16 protein-coding genes are annotated in these 16644 nt (G+C 65.3%); 9 read left to right on the top strand and 7 right to left on the bottom strand.

The features are described 5' to 3' along the window. The first annotated feature begins 3 nt into the window (after positions 1-3). Positions 4-1167 carry an acyl-CoA dehydrogenase family protein gene (locus tag CH293_RS11210; protein ID WP_020111785.1) on the top strand — a complete coding sequence of 388 codons (1164 nt, stop codon included), beginning with the start codon at positions 4-6 and terminating at the stop codon, positions 1165-1167. Beyond that, positions 1164-1994: a CoA ester lyase gene (locus CH293_RS11215; protein WP_094720220.1), complete on the top strand. Its 831-nt coding sequence runs from the start codon at positions 1164-1166 to the stop codon at positions 1992-1994. The genes CH293_RS11210 and CH293_RS11215 overlap by 4 nt, the downstream gene beginning before the upstream one ends. A gap of 2 nt (positions 1995-1996) precedes the next feature. Here the strand turns inward: CH293_RS11215 and CH293_RS11220 are convergent, their stop codons facing one another. After that, positions 1997-3247 (bottom strand): NAD(P)/FAD-dependent oxidoreductase, encoded by a 1251-nt coding sequence (locus tag CH293_RS11220; protein ID WP_094720263.1) that lies wholly within the window; start codon positions 3245-3247, stop codon positions 1997-1999. A gap of 53 nt (positions 3248-3300) precedes the next feature. Here CH293_RS11220 and CH293_RS11225 point away from each other — a divergent pair, with 53 nt between their 5' ends. Then, the gene (locus CH293_RS11225) at positions 3301-5217 is read left to right on the top strand and encodes an amino acid transporter (RefSeq protein WP_094720221.1); all 1917 of its coding nucleotides are present in this window, start codon (positions 3301-3303) and stop codon (positions 5215-5217) included. 8 nt (positions 5218-5225) lie between these two features. Here the strand turns inward: CH293_RS11225 and CH293_RS11230 are convergent, their stop codons facing one another. Beyond that, positions 5226-5648, bottom strand: coding sequence for a hypothetical protein (locus CH293_RS11230; protein ID WP_094720222.1), 423 nt, complete (start codon positions 5646-5648; stop codon positions 5226-5228). 31 nt (positions 5649-5679) lie between these two features. After that, a complete protein-coding gene (locus CH293_RS11235) occupies positions 5680-6528 on the bottom strand; it encodes a hypothetical protein (protein ID WP_255122807.1) in 849 nt (282 codons plus the stop codon). 81 nt (positions 6529-6609) lie between these two features. Between CH293_RS11235 and CH293_RS11240 the strand changes: the two genes are divergently transcribed. Then, a complete protein-coding gene (locus CH293_RS11240; protein WP_037112542.1) occupies positions 6610-7350 on the top strand; it encodes a 1-acyl-sn-glycerol-3-phosphate acyltransferase in 741 nt (246 codons plus the stop codon). Positions 7351-7354: 4 nt separating this feature from the next. Beyond that, the gene (locus CH293_RS11245; protein ID WP_094720224.1) at positions 7355-8092 is read left to right on the top strand and encodes a 1-acyl-sn-glycerol-3-phosphate acyltransferase; all 738 of its coding nucleotides are present in this window, start codon (positions 7355-7357) and stop codon (positions 8090-8092) included. Positions 8093-8111: 19 nt separating this feature from the next. Here CH293_RS11245 and CH293_RS11250 read toward each other — a convergent pair whose 3' ends face one another. Further along, positions 8112-8855, bottom strand: a complete 744-nt coding sequence (locus CH293_RS11250; RefSeq protein WP_019667113.1) for a CPBP family intramembrane glutamic endopeptidase — start codon at positions 8853-8855, stop codon at positions 8112-8114. A 32-nt stretch (positions 8856-8887) separates the two neighbouring features. After that, positions 8888-9985: an RNA polymerase sigma factor gene (locus CH293_RS11255; protein WP_094720225.1), complete on the bottom strand. Its 1098-nt coding sequence runs from the start codon at positions 9983-9985 to the stop codon at positions 8888-8890. A 76-nt stretch (positions 9986-10061) separates the two neighbouring features. On the opposite strand from CH293_RS11255, the gene CH293_RS11260 reads away from it, so the two are divergent. After that, positions 10062-10895, top strand: coding sequence for an HAD family hydrolase (locus CH293_RS11260; protein ID WP_094720226.1), 834 nt, complete (start codon positions 10062-10064; stop codon positions 10893-10895). Between the two features lie 327 nt (positions 10896-11222). On the opposite strand, the gene CH293_RS11265 is transcribed toward CH293_RS11260, so the two are convergent. Beyond that, positions 11223-11711: a nuclear transport factor 2 family protein gene (locus tag CH293_RS11265; RefSeq protein ID WP_033189346.1), complete on the bottom strand. Its 489-nt coding sequence runs from the start codon at positions 11709-11711 to the stop codon at positions 11223-11225. 142 nt (positions 11712-11853) lie between these two features. On the opposite strand from CH293_RS11265, the gene CH293_RS11270 reads away from it, so the two are divergent. Next, positions 11854-12447, top strand: coding sequence for a TetR/AcrR family transcriptional regulator (locus CH293_RS11270; protein WP_094720227.1), 594 nt, complete (start codon positions 11854-11856; stop codon positions 12445-12447). A gap of 288 nt (positions 12448-12735) precedes the next feature. On the opposite strand, the gene CH293_RS11275 is transcribed toward CH293_RS11270, so the two are convergent. Next, positions 12736-14811 (bottom strand): N-acetylmuramoyl-L-alanine amidase, encoded by a 2076-nt coding sequence (locus tag CH293_RS11275; protein ID WP_094720228.1) that lies wholly within the window; start codon positions 14809-14811, stop codon positions 12736-12738. 193 nt (positions 14812-15004) lie between these two features. Between CH293_RS11275 and CH293_RS11280 the strand changes: the two genes are divergently transcribed. Both CH293_RS11280 and cobF read left to right on the top strand, forming a co-directional pair. Further along, positions 15005-15805: a cobalt-precorrin-4/precorrin-4 C(11)-methyltransferase gene (locus CH293_RS11280; RefSeq protein ID WP_094720229.1), complete on the top strand. Its 801-nt coding sequence runs from the start codon at positions 15005-15007 to the stop codon at positions 15803-15805. Next, the gene (cobF, locus tag CH293_RS11285; protein WP_094720230.1) at positions 15802-16536 is read left to right on the top strand and encodes a precorrin-6A synthase (deacetylating); all 735 of its coding nucleotides are present in this window, start codon (positions 15802-15804) and stop codon (positions 16534-16536) included. Before CH293_RS11280 ends, cobF begins: the two co-directional genes overlap by 4 nt. Positions 16537-16644 lie beyond the last annotated feature (108 nt).

Raw genomic sequence — 16644 nt, forward strand, 5'->3', positions numbered from 1 at the left:
GTCATGGATTTCACGTTCACCGAGCAACAGCAGGACTTTCGATCCGCACTGCGAAAGTTCGTCGACAAGGAAATCATCCCGGTTGCAAGCGAATACGAGCGCAGCGGCCGATACCCGACGGAAATCGTCGAACATCTCAAAGCGATGGGCCTGTTCGGAATCACCACTCCCGAAGAGTTCGGCGGACTGGACCTGGACAAGGTGTCCTTCACTCTGGTCTACGAGGAACTCGCACGTGGGTGGATGGGTGTGGCGGGCATCCTCGGCAGTCACAACCTGTCCTGCTGGATGATCGCCAAGCACGGTACACAGGAGCAGAAGGAACAGTTGCTCCCGAAACTGGCGGCAGGTGTGTATCGCACCGGCGTCGGCCTCACCGAGCCCGGTGCCGGAACCGACCTGCAGGGAATTCGGACGACCGCCAAGCGCGACGGAGACCACTACATCGTCAACGGGACCAAGACGTGGATCACCAACGCCCGCTACGCGAACGTCCTGCCGACGCTGGTGAAGACCGACAACACCGCCGATCCAGCGCACAAGGGCATGAGCCTGTTGCTGATCGACACCGAGACCGAGGGATTCGAAGTACAGCGCGATCTCGGCAAGCTCGGTTACAAGGGCACCGAGTCGTGCGAAATCCACCTCCAGGACGTCCGCGTTCCAGCGTCGGCCCTCCTCGGTGGTGTCGAGGGTCGTGGGTTGCAGCAGGCGCTGTCCGGGCTGGAGATCGGGCGACTCAACATCGCGGGCCGCAGCGTCGGAATCGCCCAGGCCGCCTACGATGCGGCGCTGAAGTACGCGAAGGAACGGACCGCATTCGGCCAACCCATTGCGGACTTCCAGGCCATCCAACTGAAGATTGCCGACATCGCCACACGGTTGCAAGCCGCGAGATTGATGACGTATTGGGCGGCATCACAGGCGGATTCGGGCAAACGCGTCGACATGGAAGCCGGGATGGCCAAGTACTTCGCCTCCGAAACCGCGATCGAAGCCAGCTTGGAATCGATGCGCATTCACGGCGGTTACGGATACTCCACGGAATTCGTGGTCGAGCGGTTGTACCGAGATGCCCCACTGATGGCGATCGGTGAAGGAACCAACGACATCATGCGCACCGTCATCGCCAAGGCACTCGTGGCAGGCCACGGAGTGATCGGATGACCGCACTGACGTTCCTGTACGTGCCGGGCGACGTACCCGCTCGTTTCGACAAGGCGTCGAGATCCGGAGCGGACGCCGTGGTCCTGGACTTGGAAGACGCAGTCGTGGCGTCGAACAAGGACGAGGCGCGCAGCACCGTCGCCAAGTGGTTGGCCGCCTGCGAACCGGGACAGGTCGAGATCTGGGTGCGGGTGAATCCGGGTGCTCTGCAGGATGCGGACATTCGTGCGGTTGCCGGCCCGAACCTCACCGGGATTTGGCTAGCCAAGGTCGAATCGCTGGAGGAGATCGAAGCAGCCGCGCGCATTCTGGATTCGGTCGCACCGCACGCGGAACTCTCGGCGCTGATCGAGACGGGAAAAGGGCTACTCGCCCTACCGGCGATCGCGACGGGCCCGAGGCTGCGGTTCCTGCAGATCGGCGAGGTCGACCTCGCCGCCGACCTGTCCATCGAGCCCGGCGACGACGGTCGCGCGTTGCTGTTCGCACGCAGTCAGGTCGTGGTCGCGAGCGCGGCAGCGGGACTCGAACCGCCCCTTGCCGCGGTCTCGGTCGAGTTCCGCGACACCGATGCGTTCGCTGCCGACACCGTGGAACTGCGCAGGCTGGGATTCCGCGGCCGTGCGTGCATCCACCCGGCCCAGGTGGCTCCGGCACGGGATGCCTTCGTACCGACGTCGGAGGCGGTGCAGGAGGCCGAGGAGATCCTGGAGGCCCTTGCGCGCGCGACATCCGGCGTCGGCGTCGACAAGAACGGACGTCTGATCGACGAGGCCGTCGCACGATCGGCGCGCCGAGTGGTGCACTACGCCCGAGGCAGGCCCTAGCGTCAGATCGTCGGCTTGGCGTCGCCTGCCCAGGCGATGCGTTTGGGGTCGCCGTGGCATTCGACGATGGCAGCGTGGTCGCTGTCGAAATAGTCCCACGCCCAGGACAGGAAGGCGTCGACCTTGCTGTGGGCGCCGCTGAGCAGGGCGGCGTGCACACCCAACCAGGCGGCGAACGCAAGCGGACCTTCCACCTGGTGACGGTGCGCTCCCACCTCGGCGACCGCGGCGCCGCGTCCGATCATCGCCATGATGCCCTTGTCCTTGTAGGCGAACGGCTTTCGAGGTTCACCCGCGATGGACAACAGAATGTTGCGGGCGGTCCACGCTCCTGCCTGCTGCGCGACGGATCCCAACTGAGGCAGTGCCTTTCCGTCGGAACCGGGGATGTTGGCCACGTCGCCGACGGCGTACACGTGGTCGAACGTCGGTACCGTCAGATCGGCGAGTACGTCGATGCGGCCGCCGTGGCCGGGCGTCACCGACGCCGTGGACGCGATGGGTGACGCGGACTCCCCGCCTGCCCAGACGACCGTGCGGGAGGCCAGGCGAGAGCCGTCGGACAGCTGCACACCGTCGGCGTCGACGGACGCCACACCGACGCCGAGCCGGACCTTCGCGCCGTGCTGGACGAGCTTGTCGTGGGCGTACTCGTGGGAGCGTTCGCTGTACGGCGCGAGCAGCGCGGGCCCGTGGTTGATCAACCACGCCTCGCCGCGGCCGCCCGGGTGGTTCATCTTGCGCAGCGCCGTGAACAGCTCGGCGAACGCGCCCGCGGTTTCGACTCCGGTAGGACCGCCTCCGACGATCACCACGTCCAGCGGGTCGTGTTCGCCCCGGAGGAGGTCGCTGACGTGGTGACGCAGCTTCTCGGCGTCGGCGACGGAGTAGAGCGGAAACGAGTGTTCCTCGGCGCCCGGGGTGCCGAAGAAGTTGGCCGTCGCACCCGCAGCCACCACCAGGTAGTCGCCGGACACCCGTTCGCCACCCGCTACGAGGGAGCGTTCGGAGAAGTTCAGATCGGTGATCTCGGCCTGGACGACGCGCACCGACTTGATCGACTCGAAGATCGACGCCAACGGCCGGGCGATGTCCTCGGCGGGCAGCTGTGACGTCGCCACCTGGTACAGCAAGGGCTGGAACTGGTGATAGTCGTTGCGGTCGACGAGGGTGACGTCGATGCCCTTTCGGCCTAGATCGTGCGCACATGCAATTCCGGCAAGACCGGCACCCGCTACCACCACGTGAGTCATGGGATCCACAGTAGTTCCGCCGCCTGCCGCCCGGCGGGTTTACGCTCTGTCGCATGGTGCGTCTGCGCTCGTGGTTCCTCGGCGAGGTGACCGAGAACCCATCCGGGCATCTGGGTCCGTACCGCAAACCCACCGAAGCCGAACACACCCACCCGTGGTGGAAGGTGATGTGCCTGACGGGCGTCGACTACTTCTCGACGCTCGGCTATCAGCCGGGAATCGCGGCCCTCGCCGCGGGCACTCTTGCACCGCTCGCCACCGTCGTACTGATCGTGTTGACGCTGTTCGGGGCTCTCCCGGTCTATCGGCGCGTCGCCCGGGAGAGCCCGACGGGTGAAGGTTCCATCGCGATGCTCGAGAAGCTGCTGCCGAAGTGGGGTGGCAAGGTGTTGGTGCTCGTGCTGTTGGGGTTCGCGGCCACGGATTTTCTGATCACCATGACGTTGTCCGCGGCCGACGCGTCGGCGCACGTGATCGAAAACCCATTCGCGCCAGCAGGTCTGGACAGCGCGCAGGTGATCGTCACCCTGGTGCTGCTTGCGTTGCTCACCGCGGTCTTCCTGAAAGGGTTCACCGAGGCGATCGGAATCGCCGTCGTCCTCGTCGGGACGTTCCTCGCGCTGAACCTCGTCGTCGTCTTCGTCGGATTCTGGGAGATCGCGAAGAATCCGTCGCTGCTGTCCGACTGGCAGCACGCCATGACCGCGCAGCACGGCAACCCGCTCATGATGATCGCCGTCGCCCTCATCGTCTTTCCCAAACTGGCACTGGGCCTGTCCGGTTTCGAAACCGGCGTCGCCGTGATGCCTCAGATCGCCGCCGACGGTGACGATGCGCTTCCCAACCGGATTCGCGACGCCAGAAGGCTCATCACCACGGCTGCCCTCATCATGAGTGGCTTCCTGCTGACGTCGAGCATCATCACCACGGTCCTCATTCCGCAGGACGAGTTCCAGAGCGGCGGGGGAGCCAACGGACGCGCGTTGTCCTATCTCTCGCACGAATACCTCGGCGAAGTGTTCGGCACCGCCTACGACGTCAGCACCATCGCGATCCTGTGGTTCGCCGGGGCGTCGGCGATGGCGGGACTGCTCAACCTGGTCCCTCGCTACCTGCCGAAGTACGGCATGGCACCGGAGTGGGCTCGCGCGGTTCGACCACTGGTGCTTGTGTTCTCGTTGATCGCGATGGCCGTCACGCTCTACTTCGAGGCAAGCGTCGACGCTCAGAGTTCTGCCTACGCGACGGGTGTTCTGGTACTCATCACCTCCGCGTCGGTTGCAGTCGCGATCTCCGCTGCGCGGAACCGTCAGCGTGTGCAGATGTGGGTCTTCTCGGTCATCGCCGTCGTCTTCGTCTACACCACCGTCACCAACATCTTCGAGCGTCCCGACGGCGTCAAGGTGGCGTCGTTCTTCATTCTGGTGATCATGACCGTGTCGTTCTGGTCGAGGGTCACGAGGTCGTTCGAACTACGCACAGATTCCGTCGAATTCGACGAGGAGTCACTGCAGTTCATCGAGGAAGCGGCCGCACGCGGCCGGATACGCATCGTCTGCCACGACGCCCGGCATCTGGACCCGGCGGAGTATGCCGCGAAGGAAAAGCAGCAGCGCCGCGACAGCAACATTCCCGCGGACGAGCCGATCCTGTTCCTGGAGGCCAATATCCGGGACGCCTCGGACTTCAGCTCGGACCTCCTCGTCCACGGAGAGCAGAAGGGCGACTACCGGGTGCTGTGGGTCGACGCCTCGGCCGTACCCAATTCCATTGCCGCAGTGCTGCTGCAGATCAGAGACGTGACCGATGTACGCCCCGATGTCTACTTCGAATGGTCCGAGGGCAATCCACTGGTGAACCTACTGCGTTTCCTCTTCATCGGCGTCGGCGAAGTCGCTCCGGTGACCAGAGAAGTATTGCGCCGGGCCGAACCCGACCGAGATCGACGGCCGAACGTACACGTCGGGTAGCCATGGGTTCAGAAGAACTGCCCGACGACGAAGCCGGCAACCAGTACCCCGGTTCCTCCGATTTCGGCGACGGCAAGGGTCCACATGAAGGCGTGGGTGCCGTGGACGGGGTTCTCGAATTGGTTGTCCGTGTCCTTCAACAGTCCGTGAACCATGTAGCTGGCGATGGCCGCGACGAAGAAGAAGGTGACGACCAGTCCGGCGATCAGGTTCACGGCCGTCGGAAAACCGGAGAACTCTGCCAGGGCTGCGAGGATCAGGGTCGCGAAGGAGTACATCAGTGCAGCGCGGTGTGCGATGTCGACGTAGGGGTGAGCCAGAGCCGTCGGCGACGTCGCCATCTGACGGTACTTCCACACGCCGAGGCCCAGTGCCCACAGCAGGATCAGCCCGGCGAGCAGCAGCAGTATCTTGGTGTCGATCCCCAGCATCGTGTCGTACCCCCCGTTCGTGGACGCTGCGTCAGGCGATGTCGCCTATGCAGTACCCGTTGGCCCCGATGCCCAGTGTGAACACTTGGTTCTGTTCGAATCCCGACACGTTCGTCACGTCGGCGTACACCGTCTTGTAGTCCCCGTTGGTGAAGGCGACGTAGACGCTCGCCGGGTCGTACGACGCCGACCCCGTGAGCCTGCCCGGGTTGTTCGCCAGCGGCGCGGGCGTGGGAACGCCTGTTCCCTGTGGATCCCACGTCGGGCGAGCGTCGCAGACGAGGGGGTAGTCGCCCTCGAGGTCGGCGGGGTCGACCGGCGCTCCCGTGAATCGCCCGAGGTACCGCTCGACGGTGTACGTCGCGTCGAGGTCGGTGAAGACCGGTGCGGTGCCGGTCGGGTAGACGCTCGGGCAGGCATAACCGGAGGCGATCTCGCTGCGCTTGATCGACACCGTCGACACCGGGCCTGTCCACGTCACCGCGTACTGACCGTCGACACCCGGCTGACCGGCCGCGTCGAGAATCGAGGCGACGTCGGAGTACCGCACCGGAATGTCCGCCGGCGGCACGGTCCAACACGTCGGCGTCACAGCCGGCGGCCCTCCGGCCTGCAGGTCGGTCAGGAACGCCCGCAGGGCAGACGCAGCCTGCGGATTGCCCGGAACGTCGCCGACGGCGGGTCCGGGAGGCGGTTCGGGCGTGGTCGTCGTCGGGGTGGTCGTCGTCGGGGTTGTCGCTGTGGCCGTCTCCTCCGTCGTGGGTGCCGACGGTGGATCGGTGGGGATGCCCTGCTGGCCGTCACCCTCGCATGCGGTGAGTACCAGGACTGCCCCCAGCAGCCCTACACCGGCACGAGCGATTCTGCTAAGCGAACTCATGGTTAGCTGACCTTCCCCGTTCACGGCTTCTCCCCGGAGCGTTCTTCTCGCGACCGCCCGATACGACTACGCTAGCCGACTGTGGAACCCGTCTACCGAACTGTCATCGGCATCGCCCGCGTCGTCTTCGCGTCCCAAGGCCTGAAGTTCGAGGTGGAGGGTGAGGAGAACATTCCTGCCAGTGGCGGCGCGGTCATCGCCGTCAACCATACCGGGTACCTGGACTTCACCTATGCCGGGCTGCCGCCCCGGCGGGTGAAGCGGTACATCCGGTTCATGGCCAAGAAGGAAGTGTTCGACAACAAGATTTCCGGTCCCATCATGCGGTCACTGAAGCACATTCCTGTCGATCGCGGCGCCGGCGCGGAGTCCTACAAGGCCGCGGTCGCTGATCTACGCAAGGGCGAGCTGGTCGGGGTGTATCCGGAAGCGACCATCAGCCGCAGCTTCGAGATCAAGGAATTCAAGTCGGGCGCGGCACGCATGGCCATCGAGGCAGGTGTTCCCATCATCCCGACGGTCATCTGGGGTGCGCAGCGCGTCTGGACCAAAGGATTCCCCAAGAGGCTGGGCCGCACCAACACTCCTATCCGCATCGCCGTCGGCGCACCGCTGGAGCCTGTCGGCCCGGCGAACGAGCTGACCGAGAAGCTGCATTCCACGATGAAAGAGATGCTGCTGACACTGCAGGACGGATACCCGCACGAGCAGGGTGCGTACTGGGTGCCGGCACGCCTCGGTGGCAGCGCTCCGACACTCGAAGAAGCGGACAAGCTCGACGCCGCGGACGCGGCAGCAAGAAAGGCGAAAAGGGAGGGCTGACGCCATGTCGCGCGAACCGGTGTATGCCGCGTTGACCGGGCTGGTTCGTGCGATCACCGCTGTGCAGGGCCTACGCATCACCTATCGGGGAACCGAGAACATTCCGCGCCGCGGCGGCGTCGTACTCGCCGTCAACCACACCGGGTACCTCGACTTCATGCAGGTCGGACTCGTTGCGCGCCAAGGTAAGCGACGAGTTCGCTACATGATGAAGAAGGAACTGGGGCGCAATCCCGTCGTCGGGTTCCTGATGCGTCACTGCAAAGCGATCGGAGTCGACCGCGCAGCCGGAGCCGAGTCGTATGCCGCTGCCGTGCAGTCGCTTCGGGACGGTGAGCTCGTCTGCGTGTACCCGGAGGCCACCATCAGCAGAAGCTTCGAGCTGAAGGCGTTCAAATCCGGTGCCGCACGGATGGCACTGGAAGCGGGCGTTCCGATCGTTCCGGTCGCCATCTGGGGGTCGCAGCGCATCATGACCAAGGACATGCCGAAAGCTTTGGGCAGACACAACTTTCCCGTGCACATCCCCGTCGGACAAGCAATTGCGCCGCACGGGACCCCCGACGAACTCACCACAGCCCTGCGCAGTGGACTGGAAAGCGCTCTCGGCGCGGCGCAGCAAGGTTACGAGCACCCGGCAGGTGCCCGGTGGGTACCCGCACGATTGGGCGGCAGCGCACCCACCCTCGACGAAGCAGCGATCATCGAAGCGGACGAAAAGGCCCGGAGGGCGAAGGAATAGTCGACTGTCCCTCGACTGCTCAGCTGGTCGAGGCGTGCCAGACCAACGCAGCGGCGAGGGCGCCGAGGCCGTTGAGGGACCAGTGCAAGGCAATGGGAGCGATGAGGCTGCCGCTCCGGTTGCGAAGCCAGGTGAACACGAATCCCGCCGCAGCTGTCGCGATCACCGCCCCGACGATGCCGACGACCTGGCCGAACAGTCCGCCGCCGAGGAAGTTGCTGAAGCCGGTGTTGTTGGCGGTGAGGCCGAGCGACGACGCGATGTGCCAGAGGCCGAACAGCAGCGAGCCGGCCGCGAACACTCCGCGCGCCCCGTAGATCCGTCCCAGGGTGCCGTGCAGAACGCCGCGGAAGGCGAGTTCCTCCGGGATGACGGTCTGCAGCGGGATGACGATCATCGACGCGACCAGCGCGGCCGAGATGGTTGCGTATCGATCGGCCATGAAGAACGGCCGAGTGATCGGCAACAGTGCGCCGATCGCGATGACGGCGAGGACCAGCCCCACGGCTGCGAGAGCGTAGATCGAACCGGTCTTCCACTGCTTGGGCGACAGACCGAGCTCGGACCAGCCCAGACCCCGGCGCCTGGTCAAGGCGACGAGAACGACCGCGGCGATCGGGACCGTCGCGATGCTGGCCCACACCGTCGTGAAATGCGCGATGAGGTTCGTTGCGATCAACACGAGCACGACGACGGCAACGTCGAGATACGCGTGGAATCCGCGCCAGCGAGCCGCCCTCGCAGCATCTTGCGTCATGAGCATCCCGCCGAGTGTACGGATCGATGCTGAGAAACTCAGCCGTTCTCGAGCCGCGGTTGGGTCGTCGTGGTGACGGGAGCGTTCGACGTCGTCGAGGTGGGTTCGGTCGTCGTGACGGGCGGCTCGGTGGTCGTCACCGGTGGGGCAGTCGTCGTCGGCACGACGGCAGTGGTGGTGACGGGCGCCGGTGCGGGAGGTACGACGACGGGGGCAGGCGCTTCCGGGACTACGGTGTTGACCTGGGCGGGGGTAGTCGTCGGCGGCGCGGGCGACGGGGACGGCGATTCGCTCGTCGTGGTGGGGATGGTCCTCGGGACGGGGCCGGGCGCGACGTCGACCTGCGCCGGTGCCGTCGGGCGGCTCGCGGGCTCCGCCACCAGGAATCCGATCCCCGCCGCGATCAGCAGAGCAGATCCGGCCGCCGCCGCCCACACGACCTTCCCGGAGGCCGGACCATGCGTCGGGAAGCCGTGTCGGTCGGTCCGATCGAGGGTGGTCGTATTCACGACGACCCCCATCTCGGAGTCGGTCAATATCTTCTCGCGCAGGCCGAACGGCGCGGTTGCCAGCGGGAAAAGCCTGAGAATGGCGGCCGCTCCGGCGACGCGAATCCGGCCGGTGCCGGTCGAACGCTCGAGCTCCTCGCGCGCGCGGGAGATCAGGGTCGACGCGCGATGCGTCCCGATCCCCAGGACGGCGGCGACCTCGGAGTCGGCGAGACCGTGGCGAATGCTCAGGTCGAGGACTTCACGATGCTCGGGGCTGGACGTCGCTGCCGCCGTCGCGACGACCTCCTGAACGGACCGTTCCTCGTCGGTGGCGTCGGACGCGATCGTGGATCTGAAGTCACACCGGTCGCGGCGTCGCCGAGGCAGGCATTCGCCCCGTGCGATCGCGTACAACCAGGATCGGAATCGTTCCGGATCGCGAAGGACGGAGATCCGCCTTGCTGCGATCAGCATCGTGTCGTGAACGACGTCGGCAGCGGCGTCCTCGTCGGCCAGCATTGCCTTCGCGTAGCTGAACAGGTGGCCGGAATGCCTGTCGTACGCGTCGCCGAGGCCCGGAAGTTCGCCTGCGACCAGCGCCGCAACGATCCGAGCGTCGGGCGAGTCCTCGGACACCCCGGGCATCGTCGGCTCCCTCCCTCGTCGGTTCGCAAGTCTAAGGGACCCAGCGGCGGGCACTGCCGGAGCCATCTCAGGCACAATGACCTCGATGCCTACCACCAGCCGCGCACCCCGCCTCGTCGCCAGTGATGTCGACGGAACGCTCCTCGACCACCGCGAGAAGGTCACCGAGCGCACCCGACGCGCTGTACTGGCGATGGTCGAGGACGGCACACCGTTCGTGCTGTCGACGGGTCGCCCGCCGCGCTGGATTCCACCAATCGTCGATCAACTGGGCTTCGCGCCCATGTGCGTCTGCGCGAACGGCGCCGTGATCTACGACGCCGGCACCGACAGAATCATCGACGCCGAGGTTCTGACGGGCGAGACGCTGCGCTGGCTCGCGGATCTCGCGTACGAGGCCCTGCCCGGGTGCGGGCTGGCCGCGGAACGCGTCGGCGAAACAGCGCACGACGCTGCGACACCGCAGTTCGTCAGCTCGCCCGGCTACGAACACGCATGGCTCAACCCCGACAACACCGAAGTGTCGTTGGCGGAGGTCATCGACGTCCCTGCCGTAAAACTGCTGATCCGGCTCTCCAGCGCGTCCAGCGGGGACATGGTGTCCGCTTTGGCACCTCTCCTCGACGGCCGGGCCGACATCACCTTCTCCACCGACAACGGATTGATCGAACTCTCCGCACCCGGCGTGACCAAAGCATCGGGCCTCGCCCTCGTCGCCGAACGCTTGAGCGTCCCCGCCGCCGACATCGCCGCATTCGGCGACATGCCCAACGACGTCCCCATGCTTCGAATGGCCGGCCTGGGCGTCGCAATGGGCAACGCACACCCCGAAGCAGCTGCAGCGGCCGACGAAATCACCACAACCAACGCCGACGACGGCGTGGCAAGGGTCCTCGAACGCTGGTGGTGACCTCCGTCGCCGGACCGAACGTGGGGTTTGGTCAGTTCAACTGACCGAACGGCACGTTCGGTCACTCACCCGGTCCCCGTTGGCGGCGCCGGCCGGTGCGGTGGGTGGGACGAATTGCCCGATACTTCTGAAATCGGCGGACTTCCGCTGTTCGTCGAAGTATCGGGCAATCCATTGCATCGGGCGTGTACGAATGCGGATTTGACCCCCCCGACGGGAGCGAACGTGACGTTTAGTCACTCCAAGTGACCGAACGGTTCATTCGGTCACCCTCGCCTCGACGGTTGGCTGGTCCGCAGGCAGAGCGGAACGCGGCGCATCAGGTGGTCACAAGCCGAGGTCGGACAGGCTCGGATGCTCTGCCGGTCGCGGTGCATTCCGGTCCCAGAAGAACTTGCGCTCGCTTTCGTCGATCGGTACGTCGTTGATGCTTGCGTGGCGGTGCGTCATCAGGCCGTCCTTGTCGAAGAGCCAATTCTCGTTGCCGTAGGCTCGAAACCACTGACGCGAATCATCCTGATACTCATAGGCGAAGCGGACGGCAATGCGGTCGTCACTGTGCGCCCACAGTTCCTTGATGAGGCGGTACTCGTGCTCGTGGTTCCATTTACCGCTCAGGAATTCGACGATCTGCGCACGGCCGGTCACGAAAACGGACCGATTCCGCCAGACGCTGTCGATCGAGTAGGCCAGCGCAACCACCTCGGGATCTCGGCTGTTCCAGGCATTTTCGGCCAGCCTGACTTTCTGCACCGCTGATTCGTCGGTGAACGGCGGAACCGGTGGCTTCGTGGTGGTTTCCACATTTGCGGTCATTGATCGTCCTTTGCTTCAAGGGTTGGTCGAGGTGCTCTGCCCATGTAGACAACGCTGTCTACATGACAAGAACGTACGCCATGTAGACAGACTTGTCCACATGCATGTGGCGCCGGTGGACAGATTTGTCTACTCTTGCGACGTGAGCATCTCCCAGACTCTTGATCCGCAGGTCGACGTGTCGGCCCTCCCCGCTCGGGAGCGCATACTGGCCACCGCGTATCGGCTGTTCTACCGCGAAGGAATACGAGCAACCGGTGTGGACAAAGTCATCGCGGAGGCAGGTGTCACAAAGGTGACCTTCTATCGCCACTTCCCAAGCAAAGACACGCTGATCCTGGCGTTCCTGGACCTACGGCATCGGCGTTGGATGGAGTGGTTCGTCGACGCGCTGGACCGCTACGCTGCGGGCAACCGTCGCAGGCCGGTGGTGGTCTCGGCAGTCGAGGAGTGGCTGACCTCGGATACCTTCCGAGGATGCGCCTTCATCAACAGTGTCAACGAGATCGGGGCTGAACTGCCGGAGGTGTACGAGATCGCCACTCGCCACAAGGCGGATATGGTCGGGGCTATCAAAGCGACACTTCCGCAGGGCCCGAACCGAACCCGCGCGGCACAAGCGCTCGCAGTGGCGATCGATGGTGCTGTTGTACAAGCTCAGTGCCAGCTCGACGCCACATCGGCAGTCAAGGCTCTGACGACGATCGCGTCGACGCTGCTGCCGGAAGGCAGGTAGCTGAGCGGCGCCGGTGCATGCGCAGTGAGATGAATTGCCCGATACTTCTGAAATCGGCGGACTTCCGCTGTTCGTCGAAGTATCGGGCAATTCATTGCATCGGGCGTGTACGAATGCGGATTTGACCCCCCGACGGGAGCGAACGTGGCGTTCGGTCACTCCAAGTGATCGAACGGTTCATTCGGTCATCGGTGGGGTCGGTCATCGGTGGGGTCGGTGGGGGAGGGGCGGAGACGAGTCGAGCGGCGATTCGTGGATCGGAATCGCCGCTCGACTGTGGGTGGTGATTTACGGGACCGGTGCGGGCTCCGGGGCCGGGGCCGGCTCGATCGGGGCTGCGACGGGGTTCTGCATCTGCTGCTCGTAGGTGTCGTTGTAGGTCTTGATGACCGTGGTGACGATGCCGGTGAGCTCGTTGAAGATCAGTGAACCGTTTTCGAAGTCGGTGCGCAGACCCTCGGGGACGCGGTACTCGTCGGTGGTCGGCAAGCCGAGTTCGCCGTTCTCTCCGCCGAGTGCCATGAACTGTTCGAAGATCTTTCCGATCACTGCAACAGCCTGGCCGGCAAGGGAAGTGAAGATCGAGCCGTTGGCGAACTGAGCGGCCTCTCCGCCGCCCTTGACCTGAACGAGGCCACTGACGGGTGTACCGAGGGTGCCGGTTTCGCCGCCGGACGCCAGCCACTTCTGGGCGATGGGGTTGGAACTGGCGAGGCGGACCAACTCGTCGACGAGTCCTGGAATGTTCTCTCCCAGAGTGCTGCTCGCATCGGAGGTGGGTACGGACGAGTCGGAGTTGCCCTCGGTGTCCGTGCTGTCGGACGGTGCCGGGGCGGTGTCGACGCTTCCGCCGCCTCCGAGGTTGGCGGCGGCAATGTCGCGGATTTCGTCCATCCGGGCGTAGGCACCGTCACCGGGGCATGCGGTGTTGCCGACGTCGCGGTGCGCGAAGATGACCGGCAGGTCGACGCTCTGGCCCTTGCCGACGAACGTGAAGTTGGTGCCTTCGCTCGTCATCGTCGTTTCACCGTGTGGGTCGAGACCTGCTTTGCCCAAACGCCATCCGAGGAACTTGCCCACGGAATCGAGGGTCTCGGTCGACGGTGCTTCGCTGGAGTAATCGCCCATCATCGCGATGCCCATGGTGTTCTCGTTGAAGCCACCGGCGTGCGCGCCCTGGACGGGACGGTCCAGTCCGCCTGCGCGGCCTTCGAAGATCTGACCGTACTTGTCGACGAGCACGTTGTAGCCGACGTCGCACCAGCCGAGCGTCTGTGCATGGTAGGCGTAGATGGCTCGCACGATCTCGGCCGATTCGTTCTTGGAGTAGTCGTTGCTGCCCGCAGTGTGGTGCACCGTCGCGCCGCCGAGGAAGTCGTCGTACGTCGGTGTGGCGCAACGAATCGACTCGTCGGCGCCCCACTGCGACCGCGAAATGACCTTCGGTCCTGCGTTGCCTGCGACTGGAGTCGCGATGTCGGAGAGTGCAGAGTCGGCGGGGGAGCTGCCGGGTTGGATCAGTACGGCGCTGATGTCGGCCAGCGCATCTGCCACCTGGGTCTCTTGCTGGCGCAGCGGCTTCGAGACCGACGCCGGGGTGTATCCCAGCTCCTGTTCCGGTGCGGGGGCCGCAGCAGGTGCAGGGGCAGGTGCCGCTTCGGGTGCCGGCGCTGCCGGAGTGGCGGGCGGTGTCAGGAGAAGCTGAACGGCTTTCGTGGCTCCGACGAAGATGGGCTCGGTGCCCTTCTTGTCCGGCTCGGCCGCCACGTCGCTGGCTGCGGTGTCGATCGGCTCGGTTGCGATCCACGGGCCCCAGGACCCGTCGTCGAGCTGGCGACGAACCTGCGCGACGGCACCGTCCACGGCGGTCGACGTCAACGCGACCATGCTGAACGGATCGTCCTGACGCAGTTCCTTCACGACCGCTCCGAGCGGGGCGCCCGGGTCGTCGCCGGCCGGGGGAGAAGCAGGCGGGGCGATCGGGGCCGCGACGTCGTTGCGGCCCGGCACCGGCGCCTGAGCCGACGGGCTCGTCGGGGACGGCACGGTGATGCCGGGGATTTCGGGAATCTGGATCGGCGGGATGGTGATGTTGTCCGGAAGCGGCAGGTACTTCAGATCGGACAGGCGCAGGTCGGGCAACGGCAGACCCGTCAATTCCTGCAGAGGAATGACGATGTCCGGTGCCGCAGTCAGTGCTGTTTCGACGATCTTGGTCGGCACGGTCACAGGGGTGGTCTCGTTTGCCGATCGAACATCGGTGGACGCGGAGTCGCCGGAAATGCTGTAGACCGCCACGGGACTCGCGACGGCCAGCAAGGCGACAGCGCCGAGAACGATCGACGGCTTCGTTCGACGGTGCAAGGCGGTACTCCCTGGTTGTTGGTGCGTGCCTGTGCGACACGATTCGAACAGGCTTGCGAATTGCTTCGAGGTTGACTACTCTTCTGTCACAGGAGTCACATCAACCTCATCCGACACAAGGCTAAACCTTAGCTTGAGAGTTAGCCAGCTCATGGATTGACCGGCCCGCGGCGCGTCGGCATAGGTTTGTTCCGTGACTGTTCACTTCATCGGTGCGGGACCGGGCGCAGCAGATCTGCTGACGCTGCGAGCCGTCGAGCATCTGCGCACCAGCCCGGTATGCGTTTATGCAGGTACCTACATAGATGACGCGATTCTGGACCATTGCCCTCCGGGCGCCCGAAAAGTCGATACCGCGAAGCTCGACCTGGACCGGATCACCGCGGAACTCGTCGGCGCGCACGAGCGCGGGGAAGACGTCGCACGGCTGTGCTCGGGTGATCCATCTCTCTACTCGGCGCTCGCCGAGCAGTCCGCGCGTCTCGACGAAGCGGGTGTTCCGTGGGACGTCACGCCGGGTGTGCCCGCGTACGCGGCTGCTGCGGCCGAGTTGCGCGTCGAGCTCACGGTCCCGGAGATAGCGCAGTCGGTGGTGCTGACTCGAGCTCACGCCCGTTCGACGGCGATGCCCGACGGCGAGAAGCTGGCCGCGTTCGCAGCGACCGGATCGACGCTCGCGCTGCATCTGGGGATCACGCGCACGAGGCAGCTCGCCGACGAGCTGGCGGGGTACTACGGTGCCGACTGCCCGGCCGCCGTCGTCTTCCACGCCAGCAAGCCGGACCAGTTGACGTTGACGGGCACCCTCGCCGACATCGCGGATCAGGTCGACGCCGCAGGTCTGAAACAAGCAGCGGTGATTCTGGTCGGCCCAGCCCTCGGCCGCACGCCCGGACGGGAACGACCCGAAAGGCCAGGAGTGGAGCCTGCGGAACGACCCGAGAGGCTTGCTGTGGAGTCGCATTTGTACGACGTGAACCGAGCCAGGACATGAAGGTCCATCTCGTCGGTGTCGGTGGCGGGCATCCGGATCAGGTGACGGTGCAGGCGATCGAGAAGCTCCAGCAGGTGGATGTCTTTCTCGTTGCCGACAAGGGCGACGGCGTCGGCGATCTGGCGGAGGCGCGAACGGAGATTCTGCGGCGCCATGTGACGGGGGACTACCGGGTCGTTCAGGTGCCGGACCCGGCGCGGGATCGAACGCCGAGTGACTACGGCACGGCGGTGACCGACTGGCACGAGGCCCGGGCGCACGCGTACCGGGAGGTCCTGGACGGCCTGCCGTCGGACACTGTCGTGGGTTTTCTGGTGTGGGGTGACCCGTCGCTCTACGACAGCACTATTCGTGTCGTCGAGCAATTGGGCGTGGAGTTCGACGTCACGCCAGGTGTGAGCAGTGTGTCGATGCTGGCGGCGTCGCATCGCATCGTGCTGAACCGCATCGGTGGACCGATCGTGATCACCACCGGCCGGGCCTTGCAGAAGGACGTCGCGGCGGGGGCGGACAACCTCGTCGTGATGCTCGACGGCGGCCTGGCCTGCCGGGAGCTGGTCGGATCGCGGCCGTGGGACATCTACTGGGGTGCCAACCTGGGAACGGAAGATGAAAAGTTGGTGGCGGGCGTTCTCGACGACGTGGTCGACGAGATCGCGTCGATCCGGGCCGAGCTGAAGGCTCGACACGGCTGGGTGATGGATATCTACGTACTGCGTGCTCGGCGCTGACGAGTACCTGCGGGGTCTTTCGGGAGTGACCATGGGAGGCCGGGAGCGGAGCCTGCAGGAGTGACCATGGGAAGCCGGGAGCGGAGCCTGCAGGAGTGACCATGGGAA

Origin of the sequence: Rhodococcus sp. 14-2470-1b, from assembly GCF_002259415.1 — a bacterium.
Taxonomy (GTDB): domain Bacteria; phylum Actinomycetota; class Actinomycetes; order Mycobacteriales; family Mycobacteriaceae; genus Rhodococcoides.

Excerpts from the sequence above, each read along its gene's own strand:
- CH293_RS11210 (WP_020111785.1), top strand. The coding sequence starts at position 4 with ATGGATTTCACGTTCACCGAGCAACAGCAGGACTTTCGATCCGCACTG.
- CH293_RS11215 (WP_094720220.1), top strand. The coding sequence starts at position 1,164 with ATGACCGCACTGACGTTCCTGTACGTGCCGGGCGACGTACCCGCTCGT.
- CH293_RS11220 (WP_094720263.1), bottom strand. The coding sequence starts at position 3,247 with ATGACTCACGTGGTGGTAGCGGGTGCCGGTCTTGCCGGAATTGCATGT.
- CH293_RS11225 (WP_094720221.1), top strand. The coding sequence starts at position 3,301 with ATGGTGCGTCTGCGCTCGTGGTTCCTCGGCGAGGTGACCGAGAACCCA.
- CH293_RS11230 (WP_094720222.1), bottom strand. The coding sequence starts at position 5,648 with ATGCTGGGGATCGACACCAAGATACTGCTGCTGCTCGCCGGGCTGATC.
- CH293_RS11235 (WP_255122807.1), bottom strand. The coding sequence starts at position 6,528 with ATGAGTTCGCTTAGCAGAATCGCTCGTGCCGGTGTAGGGCTGCTGGGG.
- CH293_RS11245 (WP_094720224.1), top strand. The coding sequence starts at position 7,355 with ATGTCGCGCGAACCGGTGTATGCCGCGTTGACCGGGCTGGTTCGTGCG.
- CH293_RS11250 (WP_019667113.1), bottom strand. The coding sequence starts at position 8,855 with ATGCTCATGACGCAAGATGCTGCGAGGGCGGCTCGCTGGCGCGGATTC.
- CH293_RS11255 (WP_094720225.1), bottom strand. The coding sequence starts at position 9,985 with ATGCCCGGGGTGTCCGAGGACTCGCCCGACGCTCGGATCGTTGCGGCG.
- CH293_RS11260 (WP_094720226.1), top strand. The coding sequence starts at position 10,062 with ATGACCTCGATGCCTACCACCAGCCGCGCACCCCGCCTCGTCGCCAGT.
- CH293_RS11265 (WP_033189346.1), bottom strand. The coding sequence starts at position 11,711 with ATGACCGCAAATGTGGAAACCACCACGAAGCCACCGGTTCCGCCGTTC.
- cobF (WP_094720230.1), top strand. The coding sequence starts at position 15,802 with ATGAAGGTCCATCTCGTCGGTGTCGGTGGCGGGCATCCGGATCAGGTG.